General features: G+C 39.6%; 3 protein-coding genes. All 3 read right to left on the bottom strand.

The window, feature by feature from the left end:
• Positions 1-179 precede the first annotated feature (179 nt).
• The 3 genes from BM097_RS09080 to BM097_RS09070 all read right to left on the bottom strand — a co-directional run bounded on the left by BM097_RS09080 (position 180) and on the right by BM097_RS09070 (position 19257).
• Positions 180-4874 (bottom strand): leucine-rich repeat domain-containing protein, encoded by a 4695-nt coding sequence (locus BM097_RS09080; RefSeq protein ID WP_090548327.1) that lies wholly within the window; start codon positions 4872-4874, stop codon positions 180-182.
• 301 nt (positions 4875-5175) lie between these two features.
• Positions 5176-11442 (bottom strand): C1 family peptidase, encoded by a 6267-nt coding sequence (locus BM097_RS09075; protein WP_090548324.1) that lies wholly within the window; start codon positions 11440-11442, stop codon positions 5176-5178.
• Positions 11443-11565: 123 nt separating this feature from the next.
• Positions 11566-19257, bottom strand: a complete 7692-nt coding sequence (locus tag BM097_RS09070) for an InlB B-repeat-containing protein (RefSeq protein ID WP_090548322.1) — start codon at positions 19255-19257, stop codon at positions 11566-11568.
• Positions 19258-19312 lie beyond the last annotated feature (55 nt).

Genomic DNA, 19312 nt, shown 5'->3' with positions numbered 1-19312 from the left:
CGCCTGTAAACCGATTGTATTCTGACAATAATAAAAATACAATAGATTTTCCGATAGTTTCACAGACTTTTAACATGTGTGAAATTTTATGTATTTTTCTGTGAACGCCTATTTTACTCGAAAAAAGGCCGAGTCATCTGGATTTCACCAGGTAACTCGACCTTTGTAAATATACTATTCTATTTAGATATATCCTTAGCAGTTAAGGTGTAATTTACAGTGTAGTAGCCGCCATATTGGCCATCGCCTATTATCATTACTGAAGCGGTACCGCGCTTTATATTATTTTTATATGTATAATTTAATATCTTATAAGCATTAGCTGGGACTGGCTCACCATTGTATTTAAGCTTTATGTCATTGGCGGTGAGCATTTTTTCACTACTCCTATTTCTGGTCTTAGGATTGATTTCTAATGTAATTTTGTCCTGTTTAGCTTTTCCTATGTTTTTGTCTGCAACGGTAACTACCTTCTTAATGGAGCCTGTGTAATTCCCCTTCATGTTAACAGTTACCATTATCTTGGTGCCGGCCTCCAATTTGTCATTTGCTCCGACCACCGCACCTACTTTATTATTGTTGTAGTAATTATATACAAACTTCTTGTCGTAATCCCTGCCTGATACCAAGCGACTATTTCCCACATATAGCAGTGCTTCTGGCGCTATAAATCCGCCTTTTGGATTAGCAACTATATTGGTAATTGTATCAGAAGTCAATGGGGATGCATTAACGTCACGTTTAACTAATTTATAATCATAAACAATTTTACCTGTATACAACCCCTTACCAGTGATAGTCGCACGACCGTTGCCTGTTTTAAAATTCTCACTGTAACTTACAGAATAATCGGTAGAAGGATTTAAAACTCGCTGTTTTTTACTTGCTTTATCATAAGTCCTTATACTTTGCACGCCAAATGTACTACCATTTGGAGTGTAAATTCCAGGGCTATTACTTTTAATAGTAACTCTGACTGGTTTTGCAAAAGTATCTTGCTCATTAGCTGCTTTCACTTCGTAGTCTTTTGCAATATCGTACTTACCATAAGAGTATGTAAAAATCTTTTTACCCTGCATGTGGCCTAAATTTCCAATGATTGTGATCTTAATCTTTCTGTTTGCCTTATCAAATTCTTTACAGAAATAATAATCAAAATCATCGTAATATATTCCTGGATATTCTCCAGAATGTATTTTCTTATTATTGCCTTTAGCCCATTTATCGCTGTTTGCAGGATTTATCTCTGCACCCTTCATAAGCTTTCCATCTACGGTAACCTTAAGCTTTGCATTTACATCTGACTCTCCAAACTCTGGGTTGAATCCATCCATGGATACAGATACTTGCGAAGAATTAGCAACATCTGGATTGTTTAATTTGACTGTTACTTTTTTAATTCCGTTAAACATGTAGTCGCCTTCAACACCATTACTTGGGATAAGTGTGAAGGTCGCTGTACCTTTTATATGATTAAACTCAACGTCATTTTTAAGCATATAATCATACAGATTTCCCTCTTTTAGTTTTCCATATCCGTACTTATAAGCTTCCTCACTAGGATAGACCTTAAAAAAGCTTGAGTATTCATATACATTTCTACTATATTTTTTTGACTTTATCTGTTCTGGCGTAGGGGCTAGCACATACACCTTAGAAAATGGATAGCCTTTTACATTTACCTTTTTTTGGAAGGAGCCAAAGAACTGCGAAGCAGCAAGTGCTTTGTATGTAAGGGTTAATACCTTACCATCCTCTGACCATTTTTGCTGAACAGAATAGTCCACATATTTCTTTAATAACCTATTGTTATATTTAAGGTCCTCGTATTGTAATAAAGCTGCATTTTCTTGATTATTAACGAAATCTACTGTAGCAGGAGCTAAGGATGTACATTTTGATAGTGGAATCTTATTAGTAATCTCTACTGTGTAATTAAGAGTTCCTTCCACATTGTTCTTACCTGTTATTACTGCTTTATATTTACCTGCTTCCTTGAATGCTTCTTCGTTATAGTTATTACCATCAACCTTTTTATCTGTACCTGGGAAAGTAATGGTATAATCTCTGCCCTCTTTGAGAGTGATTACTGAATCATCCTTTTCACTTACAAACGCAACTGAAACCTTTGGTTTCTGAACCTTTCCATTGTAGGCTTGAGTAATTTTTGTTACTTCCTCTTTGTTGTACAGTATTTTGAATTTACCAAAGGTAGCCTTACTCAAATTGAGTGGTTCTATCTTGAAATCATAATTATAGGTACCTTTGAAATCGCCTTTTCCTGTAATAATAGCGGTGGCAGTTCCAGCATTTACGTTATTTTTGTATTTGATAGTATAATCTTTTCCAGCCACAAGCAAAGTTGTATGATGATAAACTTTGATATATTTATTTAGCTTTACTGCCGAGCCAGTGTAATAGTATCTATTTTGTACTTCTGCTGCTGAATTATTTATACTACTTTTTTTATCATATACCCACAATCCTTTAGGAATATCTGCTTCAGAGGAGAATCCCATATCCAATATCTCATCAGAAAACAAATCTCCCCTCTCGCTTTTACTAAGCTTGTCCTTAAATTGAGGGTAAATAGTCACGCTAGCCAAAACAGGCTTGGTAGCAGAAAACACCTTTGTTCCCGCTATATCTGTTGACCAATAGCTTACAGATTTCAGCGTATCAGTATTAGCTGTTTTCATGTATAAAAATGGAGGATTAAAGGTATCCCCTTTATTTATATGGTAAACAGTCTTTATATTCTGTGGACTATAATCCTTACAATTTGACAAATCGACAATGATAGTTATTTCATTACCGTCTTTTATGAAATCAATATTCTTTCCAGCGTTTAAAAATAAATCATCTTTTGTAATATTATTCCAACTAGGATCCTTTGAATATACCCTCACACTCATATCTGCATTTATGTGACTTCCATAAAACCACTGACTGTCAAATACTGGATATGAACCGTAGAAATCAACCTGCTTTGTTGAGTAGCTAAGTACTTTGGAACCAATATTTTTGACATTTTTTCCAAATCGAATTTTAGTGAGATTTGAAAGGCCATAAAACGCATTTGGATATATGGTAGTAACACCATCGCCTACATCGATAGAGGTAACTTTTAGACAACCAGAAAATGCCCCTTCGTTGATAACCTTCACACTGTTTGGTATTTTCAGATTTCCATTATAGTTACCATTGTTTGCAAAAGCATAATCGCCGATATACTGTATTCCCTCAGGTAATTTAAACTCTCCACCAAACATGTTTAATTTTGAATTAGGACTTTCAGAATAAAAAGCATAATTACCTATTCGTGTGACATTCTTACCTAGCTTAAGTGTTCCCTGGTTATTTGCGAATACACTGTAAAATGCGTAATCATCTATAGTTTTAGCGCTTGATAAATCAATTAATGTACCGTCATTTGCCAATTTATTTATCTGGAAATATGTATAATAAAATGCATTTTTATCAAACTTCTCCACACCACTGAATGTGGTTGGACTTATAGATAAATTTTCAACCCTATAAAATGCACTTATACCAATTTCTTTGACTGATGTTGCAAGCTTAAGATTAATATTCTTTGTACCTACAAATGACATTGCGCCAATATATGTTACGCCCTCTTGTATATCAATATTTCTTAGGGCATCACCGTACTCGTACCATGGCGCTTTATTATCCATGCTGTAGTCATACATTCTGCCTTTTCCGGAAATAGTAAGTGTGCTTCCAGAAACTTTCCAATTTACACCGTTTCCACAAGTGCCCTGAGTAACAGATGTACCGGTCTTGCCACCAGCTACCGGCTTCCATGTAACAGAATGAAATCTGTTTTCCACTGCTTTACGCTTTGCCTCGGAATATGTTTTATTATCTGCTGGATAATAAGCAATAATATCTTCTCTTGCAAAAGCACAATCAGCCATAGCAGGCATATTTCCTGTAAATTCTACAGTTCTCATATATTCAACTTCAGAAAAAGCATACTTACCGATGGATGTAAGAGTCTTTGGAAATACTAATCTGGATTTAATAGTAGCCTTGTAAAATGCTCTTTCACCAATCGTTGTCAAACCATTTGGAAAATCTATACTATCGATTGTGCTATCGTAAAATGCCCATCCATTAATGGTTCTCAATGTAGATGGTAGCTTCACCTCATCAGGAGATATTCCTAAGAAAACATATTTTCCAATGGATGTTATTCCCTCACCTATTACAAGCCTGCTAATACTAGGGATGAAGTAACGGGTTTCAGATTCTGAAAACCATGGTGGCAGGCTTGTCCCGTTTGAAATGTTAATTCCAGGGATTGCGCCTTTTCCTGTGATAGTCAGAGTTCCATTTGAAAGCTCCCATTTTATATTTGTGCCTTTTATTATTCCTGACACAGTTTCAGTAGAGGCATTAAGTAGCTTCTGAGGATTGATATTTTCTATGATTTGCAATTCCTCAGGCTCTAAATCTGATGTCTCTTCTATGAGAGGAACGCACTCTAAATCATCCTCTACTGCTTCCTTGTCTTCTTCAGATTCTTCGTCTGAAGCTTTTTCAGAATCAGCTTCATTATCAGTAACTTCTTCGTCTAAGCCTGTTTCATCACCGATAATCTCAGAAGCATCCTGTTCTTCCTCCTGAACTAATTCTTCAGGTGTTTCTTTTTGTGTTGGATTTTCATTTGAATTTTCATTAGAAATTTCTTGAGAATCAACTTGTTTCTCGGTGTTCTCCGAGATAACTTCATTGTTCATTTGCTGATTTTCTACAACAGCTGCCACAGCAGTTGATGGGAAAGCACAGCAAAAAATCAGCACCAAGCTAAGAGTCCTTGGCACCAAGTTTTTTAGTAACCTTTTCATTACATTTCCTCCTCGCCCGAATATTCTCAGGCGAGGATTATTGTACCAATATTTTTAACAATATTCAATACATTGCCATATCTGCTATCTATTGTGTTTGCAAAATTACTCCATATAATTTATACTTAAATCAATCGGGGGTTGTCCATTTTTAACAGTTTACAGTAGCACCAAATACTTTTAAACTACCATTTTTTTTAAAGTGGATAATTACTGAGCTTCTTAAATCTTTAGTGGATAAGTCGTCCTTATCCACTTTTTTTATGTCTAAATCTATTGGCTTTTCCCACAGGATACAATTTCAATTTTCCACCTTTTTGAATTTGGCAACGATTGTGAGTGGCTGGCTCATATTATATCCATAATCTGCCAGGTCAATTGTAGTATAGCCCTGCTTTGTTGGGGCTGAAAAATGTTGCATATCATTGCCCTCGATATAGTAGTAAGCCAGCACATATTTTGTGGTGACATATTTGCCGCCTACCTTTTTTGTGCTGGTGGCGGTGTAGCCTGGGGCAGGCAACTTAAACCTGCCTGTCTTATTTCTAAGTATAGCAGGCTTGCCAGAGACTATCAGATATGTGCCATCTAAGGCCCTCCTGTCAGCCTTAAAGGTAATGGCATAGTCCACCGGTGCCTTTTCAATAGAAATAGTCACATCTTTATAGCCAGCGTATTCGCCTATTCCGTGTAGGAGCACCTTACCATTTCCGGAGGTAAGCTGGCCCGCCTTGTTCCTTGGCAATGTGGTGCTTACGATTTCAAAATCGTCCGCTTCAACCACCTCTTTATTTAGAACAAGGGTGATATCGTCCTTTTCAATCAGCGTTTCCCTGCCATCAAAAATGAATCTTCTATTGATTGAAACTGAGGCCTTGGAAATATCAAAGGCCTTATCAATAGCGCGGAAAACTACATCTGACTCTCCAAAATAGCCATTTCCTGAGCCTTCAATATGTGCAATATATTCCATACCGCTTTTCACCATTTCAGATGTATTCACCGCCTGATATCTGCTGTGTCCATCACCATTTCCATTGTATAGATAGCTGACTTTATAATCCTTTGTGGTACCTGCTGCAAGAGTCTTGCCTGTGGCAGATGATACAATCTTTACCGATGGCGCCTTGAATTTGCCGCCGGCGATAATATCTCCCACAGTGATTATATTATCGGCGATATTTGCTTTTCCAACCTTATAGGTGCCCACGATTTTTCCTGAGAAATTCTTCTTGCCAGCGATTGTGGCGGTTACCGTATTTCCGTATTTATATCCGCCCTTAAAGCTGAATGTAGCGTTTGCCTTGCCGAAGGCTGCGTTAGAATAATAGTCCATGCCTGCGAAAGCAAAATGAATCACTGGCGCCGAATTTGTATATGGTATTTCCCGCAGTTCATCTGTCTCGTTCACCTTCAATCTGGCTGTATTGGCAGCATCTAAATATACAACAGCGTCTGCGATATCAGCCTTCGTCACCTTATAGGTGAGGGTGATGCTTGAGGTATTGCCGTTTGTTCCCTTAATCTTGACAGTCTTGGTACCTACATTTACTGCATCCTTTGGCCAGGTTACGGTGTAAGTCTCTGGATAGCCAGGCACTGTAAATGTGGTATCGCCATAATTTACCGACACAGTTTTAGCCTGCTTGCTGCTGTCCGCTGGATCAGGCAGAGTGATGGTAAGCTTTGGTGATGATGTGCTGCCAGCGCCTGTGTAGGTAAAGCTATCCTTGTCCATAGCCACAGCAGATGATGTGATAATGGTTCCTTCCACCCTGTAGGACACAGTTCTGCTGCCGGTGTAGGCGCCGATGCCGTAGATGGTGGCCTTGGCGCTGCCTACCTTTTGGCTGTTCACGCCTGATACCACATAATCCTTGTCAGGCTGTAGCTCCTTTTCGCCATCTGTAACCTTGAAACCTATAGTTTCGCCAAATTTATAGGCTGAATTGTCTAGTCTGTCTGTAGTCGCAGTTATGGACTTGGCTGTGATTTTTGTGGCTGCTGTGGCTGAAACACTAAAGTTCTTTTTCATAGTGCCCATGTATGTGCCCATTCCAGTGATTGTGGCAGTGTAGCTGCCAACAGAATACACTCCCTCGCCTGGAGCGTAGCCAGGAATCTTGCTGTTGTATGTATAGGTGACGTTATAGTCACGGCCCTCTGTAAGTGGAGTGCCACCCATGGTCACGGTTGTAATCACCTCTGATTTTTTATCTGTGCCATCCAGCTTAACCTGCCTTGCATCGATAGTCACCCTTGCGTTGGTGATTCGGCGGTTTGCTGGAATAATCTTAAGATTTCGGGCCGCAACCGTTCCGCTATAGTTACCCTTTATTGTGATAGGGATGCTATAGCCACTGTCCGTTGGAGCCGCTTTTATATTTGAATAATCTGCCGTAAAATCCTTGCCCTCTGTGAGCTTCTTTACCACTGACTTTGTGGTGGTGGCGTTGAAGGATGCATATTGATCCTCTGTGTAAGATATCACAAGCTTTGGCTTTTGCACCTTATTATTTTCAGTCATGGCAAATGATGTGCCATCTACTGTTGTTGCATTGCTTGCAGTTATGGTAAGTATGCTATCATCAACTGGCTTTGGTGTGATGGAGAACTTCTGAACATAGCTTCCGGCATATTTACCCTTGCCAGTTACGATGATATTGGCATCATCACCTGCGTTAACATTGTTTTTGTAGCTTATAGAATAATCTGTGCCGTAGGTAAGTAGCTTGTTGTTGAAGAACACACGGTAGTCGGCAGAATAATTCTGGCCCGCCTGATTTTTGCCTGTAGGCAGAGTCTTGGCATAGCCTGAATATATAGTGCCTGTGTGAGTCTTGGCATCAGTGATAGATGCAAGTGTGGCTTTGGATATCCACAGGCCTTCTGGAAGATTTCCTGGTTTATCAACACTTGTATCATCTGCATTCACATCGCCCCAGTTGCCTACTGCAGTGAAGGTAATGTCTACACATTCCGAATAGGTCTTCTTGTTATCGATTGTTTTAACCGCAAGAGCGCGGACAGTGAATTCGCCTTCATAGTTGGCTCTAAATGGAGTGTATCTATTGGCAGCACTTTCAAAGGCTGCCTTTTCATCCTCTGTATCAGGCAAATCTCCCGTAGTACTACCTGTAAAGACCTTGTAGTAGATAGTTGCTCCTGGAGTGCCTGTTGTGAGACGCACCAGGTCTCCGTATTCTAGTGCAGTGGCGTTGTTACCTTGAGGGTTTTCTACCTTTTCAACGTCATTTTTGACAATAACTGTTTTAATTATTTCATGATTTTCGTATTTTGGCGAAAGCTTACTTCCAGTCAGCCTCAAATTAATAGTGGCTGTACCCACGCCAGTGTTACCTGTTATTGTGGTATAGAAGTTTCTTTCTGTGGTAGCATTACCTGAAGCATCCTTTATGATTTCCTCATAGGTTACGCCATCAATAATCAGCTTAATATCGTATATACGAATATCGTGACCCTTGTACACTATTTCATCAGCGTCTTCTAAAGCTGCATCATCAGTGCTATTGGTAATCTTGTAGGTGAGCTGCCCCCATTTTGCCACAACAGTATGATCGGCATGGGTTGTAACAACAGAGTCGCTGTTAATCAGCTGACCATCCTCACTTCCTAAATGCCAACCTAAAAATACATAACCTTCCCTTGTTGGGGTAGGAAGAGTGCCATAATAGCCCTGTTCCGTGACTAGCTTCTTCACATCAGGTGATGTACCACCATTTGCATCGTAGGTCAAAACCCACTGGCCGGCCTCCTTGAACTGTGGGTAAAATACTATTCTATCCTTAAATGTATATTTGCCAGTGTATATATTCTTTTCGGCCAATATATCATCTTTAGTGATGGTGGTTACAATCTTGTTTCCAGCTTCGTCTGTTGACCATCCATAGAACACCTTATTCACCGGTGTGTATGGAAGCGGATTTTCGGCAATCGCACTTGCAGTAGGCAAGGCATATGGGATGTTGGTTATATTGATGTTCTTTATCAATCTAGTGGAGCTAGAATATCCGCCCATGCCATCTGGCTCATAGTAACGCACAGGAACGCTATACGGACTCCAGATTGGATACAAGGTTAGGTCTTTCATAAGATTATTTCTTAAATCAGACTCATACACCTCTTTAGCACCATCCCCTGGTCCATTTTTCCAACCTTTTAAATAATAGCCTTCCTTACTTGACTTGCTTGCATCATCTTTACCTGGTAGCTTGCAGTAATTTGACACCCCAGGATAATAGGTGGAATAAAGCTTGCGATAGCTCTCGTCTTCCGCAGTCACATAGGTGATGTTATAATGCTTTACCGTCACAGTTACGGTAATTCTATAGGTCTTTCCGCCCACTGTGTAATCGCCAAATACCACAGTGCTGCCCTTAGCCTTTTTGATTTTGACAAGGCCATTTGTATCTACTGTTGCGATATTATCGTTTACAACAGACCAGGTAATATCAGCTGTATTTACAGGTGCACCACCGAAGGTGGCCTCTATCTGATGAGTGGTTCCGGCATGGTCGTAGATGGTAGGTGTAGATGTGGCAAAATCGCCTGTTGGTGTGATATTGCCAGTGTTATTTGTGTAAAGCTTAACCTTGGCATCCTGGTCATATTTATTATTTCCAATAGAAAAGCCCGCATCATTTTTAACTGTATGATAAATATTACCCAGATTGTTGTGAGCCAAACTATCGAATGCAATAGCTGGGCACTCACTATCTGAAGCTTTAATCTTATAGGTCAGAGTGATTTTCTTATCAGGCTCGGTCACCTCTAGCGGTGTGTCCAGAGGGATGGTGTAATAGCCGTAAAACATATTATGATAGGTTCCCGTAGCGCTATTGGTTCCATCAGAAACGGTAACCTGTATGTCGGCATTTGTGTTTAGCACCTGCACACCAACAGCCTCGATGCGTTCGCCAGCTGCAATCTTTCCGTCGTACTCCACCTTTGCAGTCAGGCTGCCCCCTTTACTTTGGCTACGCAAAGCTCCAGTGTACTCTGATGATGCGTAGGAGTACACATTATCGTACATAGTTTTTGAAGCCGTGTAGGCGATAGCCTCTCCGCCATCTATAAGGGACTTATCATAGTAGGAAATCCAGAAATATCCATTTTTTCCATAATCTTCCAAATCCCAGCTATTACGCACAAGCCAAGCACCGTTGCCAAGTGGCTGGCTGCCATCTTTAAAATGCTCGCGAGAGAAATTATCATCCCAGCCAACAAGCATTACGGCATGGTTCTGGTCCTCGATACTAGTGTAGTAGGAATTGTAGGTAGAACTATAGGCATCGTCATCTGATGCATAGAATGATGTGCTAACGGAACCATGCTCCAAGATAGCCTTCTTTACCTGCGCCCTATCCTCTATATTGATTTCGTAGATATTTTGAACCTGGGCATAATCATGACCAAGAGCATATTCTTCCGCTGGCACATAGCCGCTGCCCTTGGAATAAGGTACGTACACCTCCCGCACAGGGCCTACCTTATTAGCGAACGCCTGATTTGCCATAGTGGCAGTACCACCATTGCTAAGATAATTCGTGCCTAAATATTCGTATTCATCACTGTCGTGGCAGCCCTTTGGGTCCGTGTATTTGTGAGCAGTAAAATAAGCAAGCTGAAGCTCGGACAAATCGATGCTAGAAGATTCGCCACTGTTTTTAATCAAATCTGTTTCCACCGCACCAATGGCCGCAAATGCCCAGCATGCGCCCTCAGAACCCTGGCTTCGAATCTCGGGCAAGTACCCTGCCTCGTAGCCATTGTAGCTACTATCAGTGCTTGACGACCTTAAAAGCATGCTTGTAGATATGCCATCATTATAAATAGGAATCTCGTAGTCTGCCGGTGTAGATATCAAGCCTGTTGGACCATCTGATTCATCCTCTACATGGACGTAAAGTGTTGGAATTTCTACATCCTCGGCAATGGTGTAATCAGTGTCTACCACTGGTTCAAAGGTGTAGTCGCCCAAATATTCGTCATAATCATCTATCGGTGTCCATTCGTATATACGGATTTCGATTTCATTATCCTGATTCGTATATGCGATAATCTTCTTTGGGAATTGTTCCTTCAAACTTTCCAACGCCAGCTTGTAATGAGTGGTGATTTTATCAAGCTCCTTGAACTGGACAATCTCTTCCTCCTCATCCTCTTCTGTGGCAACTTCTAAAAGCTCATCCTCTACTAGTTCATCTTCCTCAAGCTCTTCTGCGACAGTATCAACATCCTCTGTCCCGTTGCTTTCATCTGTTTTATCAGTATTTAATTCTTCCTGATTTTGGGTTTCATCCGACTGATTTGATTCTTCGGATGTGGTTTCCTTTGAATTGTTTTCATCCTGAGACTCAGACTGATTCTCAGGAACAGAATTTGCATCAGAATCAATGATACTACCTTCATCATCGGTAGTATCACTGAATTCAGTTGCATCTATATTATTTTCATCAATGCCTGCTGCAATCGCGGTGGTATCTATGGCTGTAAATGCCAGCGCCCCCATCAAAAGCAGGCTAATTAATCTTTTTCTAATTACCATACATTGCAAAACTCCATTATCCTTATGTTATCAAACATTGTATCATGAAATCCTGCACATTTTGTGAATAAATAAAGGTTCTTGCGGGCTTTTTCATTAAGTGCCCACAAGAACCTTTATTGATTAATTAGCTTTTACTGTGATTGTTTTAGGATTGATATTAAATGTGTACTTCTTGGTGCCTCCGTAATTGCCCTTACCCTTGATAGTAATGGTAGCTTTACCCTTCTTAACGTTGTTCTGATAATTTACAATGTCGTAATCATTTGCTGTAAGGGTATTCTTTCCAAACTTTACTACAAGGTCAGACTTCTTGATATATCTAGCCTTTCCTGTGTAATCCAAGCCATTCTTAAGATTGCTATCCTTTGCAATAGACACCGATGCGCTGGAAACATTAGCTGAGATAATTCTGTAAGTAAATGTAATATCACCAGTATAAGCGCCCTTGCCCTTTACTGTACCCTGGATGATTGTTCCTACAGGAATAACATCATATTTATCTACAGGATCACCTACTGCACGCCCTGCATCCACATAAGTATTGCCCTGCTTCTTTGTAATAGGGTCTTTAATATTTACATATTCATAGTAAATATTCTTTTCATAATCTGTGCCTGCTACAAGCTTCTTAAGCTTGCCATTATCGTCCATATCATTAAGTACTGGAGCAGATTTTACCTTGCTGGAATTAACATTGTAAACCTTATCAGCTGCAGAAACTGTAACATCCTCTAAGTTCTTCTGTCCTATGCTGTAATAGATTGGATCAAAAGCCTGCTTGCCAACAAAATTCTTCTTTGGCTTAATTGTTACCTTAACCTTATCATCTGCATTCTTGGCGATTGTTCCTGTGTTGTTGCTGTAGCTAATGTTGAAACAGGTCTTAACCACAGATGGATCAAGCTGCTTGTTATCAAATGTGATAGTTGGAAGCTTCTTGGTGCCCCCCTTGATGTACTTAACCTGCTCATCCATGCTTACCTTGATGCGGGCTCTGTTTGTAGAATCGTCCAGATTTACAGTACTGATTGCAAAAGCCTTGCTCTTTGTGTATTTGCCTGTGTACAGGTTCTTACCAACAATAACTATATTTTTGTTACCTGCATTTAATGTGTCCTTTGGAAGCTGAACATCATAGTTATCCGCTGTTACTTCCTTACCATCTACAACAACCTTAACTGCCAAATCCTCTAGTGTATATGGCTCGCCCTTATATTCAAAGAAGTCCTTACCAGTATTCTTGTTTGTGACAGTAACCGTTACATTCTTGTTTATAGGTGTACCGGCAATGCTGTACTGATATGTGAGCTTTCCCTTGTATTTGCCAATACCGTAGAAGATATCAGTGTGCTTACCAATATTTACTGATGCATCTCTTACCAGGATGTAATCAACACCCTCAGTAAGACCTGCGGCAACATATTGCTGTGTGTAAGCTGTTGTTGTGTATGGCACCTTACTTACAAATCCGCTAATCATCTTCTTTGAAAGAGCTGTTCCGCCCTTCACTGCAAACTTCTTTGTAACAGAACCAACCAGCTCCTGATTATCACCAGTAATTGTAACCATGTAATTTCCGCCAGTTACAATCTTGCTTCTATTTCCATAATCCACAGAATCTGGAATATCCACATACTTGTAAGTGATAGTGCACTTAGCAAGAGCAGCATCCTCAATCTTATTGCCGTTAAGCTTTACAGTAAGTTTGATTTTGCCTGCCTGGTCATCTGTGCCCTGGCCGATTACAACATCCTTTGAATCTACAGTAACAGATGCATTGCTTAGGCATTTAGTCTTATCTGCAACATAGTAGATTAAAATATGCTCGCCTACGTAGTTGCCCTTACCAACAACCTTTACAGCCTTCTGACCTGCATTTTCTGTCATTGTATTTGATGTAGCCTGACCGTTTGCAGCATCAAAATATTCAAGGGTATAATCCTTGTTCTTTGAAAGAGTTACTGTCTTGCCGTTTCTAACATCCTTGACAGTGACTGCTGATTTAATGAGCTTTCCTGTGTATGGATAAGCATCCTTAGCTAAGATATATGTGGTGCCCTCATCAAATGGCTTTGGCTCAATTGTAAATGTATCTGTGTAAGTGCCCTTGTAATCGCCCTTACCTATGATTGAAATTGTAGCCTGACCTGCATTTGTGTTCTTGGCAAGCTTGTAGGTGTAATCCACCTTGTTCTGTAAAAGCTCAACACCATCATATACTCTAAAATCTGCATCTGGTGTAAGCTTGAATGCAGCACCATTGTAGGTAAATGTATTATTGTGGATTCCTGCAATCCAAATGCCTGTCTTTGGCGATGCCTCGTACTCGGCGCGGTCAGCAGCGTTTTCGATTCTGCTTGATTCCTTGTCAGAATCCTTAACTGTGTATGTAAATGTAGCTTCATCACTGTCTGTATAACCTGAAGCTGTGGCCTTAGCCTTGATAGTGTATGTACCTGTTTGGTCTAAGATAATGCCATCGCTATAGGTCTGCTGGGAACCACCATTTATCGTATATACGATAGTTGCATAGTTGGTTTCAGTCTCAAGAGTCACCACTGTTCCAAGCTCTACATCTCCTGGCTCCACTGATGCTGTGATAGTAGCAACCTTTGGGTTATCAATCCACTTAGCATAGATGTTCATAGTTCTAACAGCTATGTTTGGAATAATGCTTTCCTCTGTAATCCTATCAGTATATAAAGAATCCCAATACCAACCGGCAAATACTTTTTCATCAGAAGTAAGTGCTGGTAATTTGCCTATCTTCTCACCTGTTACATGCTCTTCCTCTCCCAAATCTGCTGGAACAGTACCATAATCAGATATAGGATTAAGTAGGATTCGATATCTAACATTTGGATCTACGTATGCTGGCTGCCACTCAGCAATAATTGTGTGGTCTTCTGTAAGCTCTACTATGGATGATTCTGTAACAATTGGACCATCTACAGTGTTAATGTGCCATGCAACAAATTCGTAGCCCTGGCGATATGGTGTATATAAGTAATATTTAGACCCAACAACCAGATTTTCACCAATAGTCTCTCTTTCATAACCATAACTTAGTGTTCCTCCATTAGCATGATAGAGCACATGAACTCTTTCAGGCTCATCATCTTGCCAAATTGCATACAGTGTGATGTCTGATTCTAGCTGTGAGGCATCATAGCTGTTTTTTAAAAGAATCTCATCTGTATCCTTTACGATAAAAATTTCAACCGTAGGAACTGTACTCCATCCTAAGAATTCAGCGTTTTCCTTAGTAGGTATCTCAAGTTCACCAAATTGTGGAACGCTATCGTATGTCCATTTGTATGTCTTTGGCTCTACAGCGCTACCACCATTTGAATCAAAGATAACATGTGCAGTGTATTCGATAGCCTCGTATCTTGGAGTTACATAATCCTCTGTATACATACCTACTATATCTGTCTCAGATATTAGCGCCTGCTTTGATGATGAATACCAACCAACCGGTCTATAACCGCTTCGTTCTGGAATCTCAGGCAATGTGCCATAAGGCTCACCCTGCTTAATCTCTCTTGTATCAAGCACTCTAGCACGGTAGTCACGGATATATACTGTTACCTTTACTTCTACTGCTGGCTTCTCCAACCAATGAGCATAGAGGGTGATATCTTTTGCGTAGGTATATTTATCACCTGCTTTTACTTCTGTGCCGCCTGACTCTTCAGTGTACCAACCATCAAATATGTAGCCTTCTTTTGTAGGAGTTGGTAAATCATATATGCCAGAACCTGAAGTAAAGCTCTTAGTTGTAGTGGTTACACTGCCACCATTTGAATCAAATGTAACATTGTATGTATTAGCTTTCCAAAAAGCAACTAATGTATGATTAGATGTTGATTTTAATGGTGTCTCTTCAGTTACTTTTGCTCCAGTAGCAGAATCGTAACGCCACTCAACAAATTCGTATCCTGCGCGTGTTGGTGTTGGCAAATCTCCATAGGCATCATCTTCATTTACAGTTTTATAAGAAGGTGTTACGTCACCACCATTTGCGTTAAAGGTAATCTTTACCTTGTTTATTTCAGTCCAATGTGCATAGAGAGTCTTATTAGTAGTGAAATCACATTTTGATGTTGCTTTATATTCTGTATCACTATATGCTGATGTAAACCATCCATCAAACACATATTCATCTCTAGTTGGAACTGGTAATTCACCTATCAATGAATCGTATGTTACTTCCTTAGAATCCACATCTACTGTTCCACCATTTGCATTAAATGTAATGGTGTATTTATTAGCTTCCCATGACGCATAAATAGTATGTGCAGACTTAGACTTTAATGCTGTTTCAGCTGTAACTATGTCTCCATCAGCAGAATTATAGTGCCAGCCTGTGAATGTATATCCTGTGCGTGTTGGTGTTGGTAATGTTCCGTAAGGCTCGTCATTATATACTTCCTTATATGAAGGCTTCAGACTATCACCTGAATTTACATTGTAGTTAATTTTGACTTTGCTCTTTTCAGTCCACTGTGCATAGAGTGATAAATTCGATGTGAAATCATATCTTGAAGTTGCTTTGTATTCAATACCACCTAATGACTTTGTGAACCAGCCCTTAAAGTTATATCCATATCTAGTTGGAACTGGTAATTCACCTATCAATGAATCGTATGTTACTTCCTTAGTAGCCACATCTACTGTTCCACCATTAGCATAAAATGTAATAGTGTATTTATTAGCTTCCCATGATGCCACAAGTGTATGAGCTGAATTCGTATTTACGATAGTAGTTGAATCTACCTTTGCTCCACTTGCTGTATTTAAATGCCAGCCTGTGAATGTATAGCCTGTACGAGTAGGTGTTGGGAGTGTTCCATAGGCCTCACCTGGCTCTACTGATTGACTAGATTTATTAACGCTGCCTCCATTTGGATTGAATGTAACCTTTACGGAAGTATCATCCTTATACTGTGGGTAAAGTGTTACGATTAAGCCATATACCGAATTGAGATCATTATCTGCTGCGAAAGCATCGTCTAATGTAATAACATTGACAGGCTGTTCTCCTGCCTCATCCCATGAAAAATAAGAGAATACCTTTCCTGTTGAGCCTTCCATCTGAATTAGATCATCATAATAGCCTAAGTCACTTCTTGTTGGCAATGTATATGGGAAAGAATCCATGTATAAATTTGATTTAATAATAGTATAATTATTATTTAAATAGCCATCTAAAGTACTATTAGGTTTTACATACATCAATGCAACCTTCTGCTTTTCCCACTTTGGATATACAGTTACAGTTCCTGTTTTTGTGCTAAGTATCTCTGAAGTAAGCTCTGTTGTAAATTCCGCATCTAAATATAAGCCTTCCAGCTTATAGCCTAGCTTTCTTATTTGGGTAGATGTTGGTAAAGTGCAGCTTGCCACATCACCTGGATAATACTCCTTGTACTTATCTGCTACAGTGATTCCGTCACCATCATATATAATTTCATAATGCTTAATTGTTACACGTATATTAACTTCATATTTTTTATTTGTAGTAGGATCTACATAAGAACCCACAACAATTGTGGAACCTCTCTTGTGGCCAAGTGTAATCACACCTGCGGCTGAAACTGTAGCTATAGTATTATCTACAACAGACCAAGTAAGCTTTGATGCATCTTTGATTATGGAATCATCTGCCATTGTAACAGTGTGTGTAGTTCCGCCATAATCTAAAATTTCATCCTCGGATACACTTAATTCTCCTGATACATCACCAGTAGTTACATCATTTGTATAGATTCTTACTAAAGGATCTTTGCTATAGTTTTTTGTACTACTTCCACGCTTTACTGAAAATCCTTTGTCCATACTAGCCGTATGAGTAGTAACGCAATAATCCTTGCTATTTGGATTAGGATTACCTATTTCATTTGGGTCAGTATCTTCAAATAACAACAACGGTTTCTCATTTGCGGCTGGAGTAATTGTCACAGTCACAGTAACATCTGTCTTTTCTGTTATCTCTAACCCACTTGTAAGCTTTACTGTGTAATTACCTGCTTCAACAACATTACGAGAGCCTGAAACCGTATTCTTACCGTCTGTTACAGATACATCAATCTTAGAATTAGTATTCAATATTTCAGTAGATACAGCTTCGATTGTTTCACCAGCATCTACAGAATATTTTACTTCTATAGTAATAGGATCACCATCGTTATATGATCCCAATGTATAATATGATACTGATTCACCAGTAGCATATGAATAGGCATTGTCATACTGGGTAGTAGATGCCGAAAATGCAGTTACACTTCCACTACTTTTTAAACCTGCATCATAATATGAAAGCCAGAAGTAACCCTGCTTTCCATAATCATCCAAGCCCCAGCTGTTTCGTACTAACCATGCACCATTTCCTTCTGGCTTGCAGCCTTCATAGAAATTATCTTTTGAGAAATTATCGTCCCAACCAACTAAAGCAATAGCATGATTTGTATTTTCATATGAACCATAAAATGAGTTATAAGTAGCTGAATAATGGGCATCCCCTCTATATTCCTTTTCCACTACTTTACCCTCAGAATCATGTGTAATAACTGTATGTCCAAAGCCATCATCTTCACTTGCCCAAAAGGATGCAGCAACTGCACCTCTTTGCATAATTGCTTCTTTTATTAAGTCCTTATTCTCATAGTTAATTTCATAAGAATCATAAAGCTGAACATAATCACTACTTACCGCAAATATATCATCAAGTACAGCATCAGCGCCCATTGAATATGGAGCATAGTCTTCCTTGACTGCACCTATTTTATTCATCAATGCTCTTGTGGAAATTGTTGTATTACCACCTGTTGATAAATACTTTTTGCCTGGCGCACCTGCAAATGAAAATGTATCATTGTCGTGACAATTCTTAGGATCATCAAAATTGTGGGCAGCAAAATAAGCCATCTGTAATTCTGACAAATCGATGCTCTTTGATGCTTCACCCTTTGAAATCAAATCAGACTCGATAGCAGCCATAGTAGCAAAAGCCCAACAAGCTCCCTCTTGGCCCTGATCACGGATTACAGGGAGATTGTCCTTATTGTTATATGTATCTGGAAGCGCTGCTTTAAGTAATCCGCTTTCATTTTTTACCACTGGAACATCTGGCTTTGTTTCATCAGCCACATAGCCTGTAGGACCATCTGACTCATCCTCAACATACACCATTAATGCTGGTTCTTCAGCGTCCTCGCTTACCTGGTAATCTGTATCGATTACTGGCTCGAATTTATACTCGCCAAGATTCTGATCGTAATCATCAACTGCAACCCAATCATAGATGCGGATTTTTACTTCCTCATCCTTGTTTGTCATTGCGTATATATATTTAGGGAATTTCTTTTCGAGACTGACTAAAGCAAGCTTGTACTTTGTATGGATAGGAGTGATTTCGTTGTAGCTGATAATCTGCTCCTCTTCCTCTTCTTCCTCCTCTTCAGTGAGAAGGTCTTCCTCAGTAAGCTCTTCTTCTACAAGCTCTTCCTCTATAGGCTCTTCCTCTGTAGGCTCTACTTCTGTAGGCTCTGCTTCTGCGTCAGCTTCAGCTTCAGCTTCAGCGTTTTCTTCTGTAGCTTCGCCTTCTTCGGTAGCAGGCTCACCTTCTTCTGGCTCACCTTCCTCTGGCTGGCCATCTGAGGTCTGATTACCATTATCATCTGTTGATCTGGTTTCAGCGTTTTCCTGCACTGGCTCCTCTACACTTGCAGCGTATACGCTCATATCCACAGATGTGAAGGCTAAAGCACCAGCAAGTAATAAACTTAACAGTCTCATTCTCAATTTCATGATATCAATACTCCTATAATCCCGGATTCATCCATTATGTTATAAAACTATATCA

This window comes from Pseudobutyrivibrio sp. OR37 (assembly GCF_900113655.1).
Lineage (GTDB): Bacteria > Bacillota > Clostridia > Lachnospirales > Lachnospiraceae > Pseudobutyrivibrio.
Note: the sequence above shows the minus strand (reverse complement) of the source record. Positions and strands in the feature narration are given on the sequence as shown.

Coding starts and splice junctions, on each gene's coding strand:
- BM097_RS09080 (WP_090548327.1), bottom strand. CDS start 4,874: ATGAAAAGGTTACTAAAAAACTTGGTGCCAAGGACTCTTAGCTTGGTG.
- BM097_RS09075 (WP_090548324.1), bottom strand. CDS start 11,442: ATGGTAATTAGAAAAAGATTAATTAGCCTGCTTTTGATGGGGGCGCTG.
- BM097_RS09070 (WP_090548322.1), bottom strand. CDS start 19,257: ATGAAATTGAGAATGAGACTGTTAAGTTTATTACTTGCTGGTGCTTTA.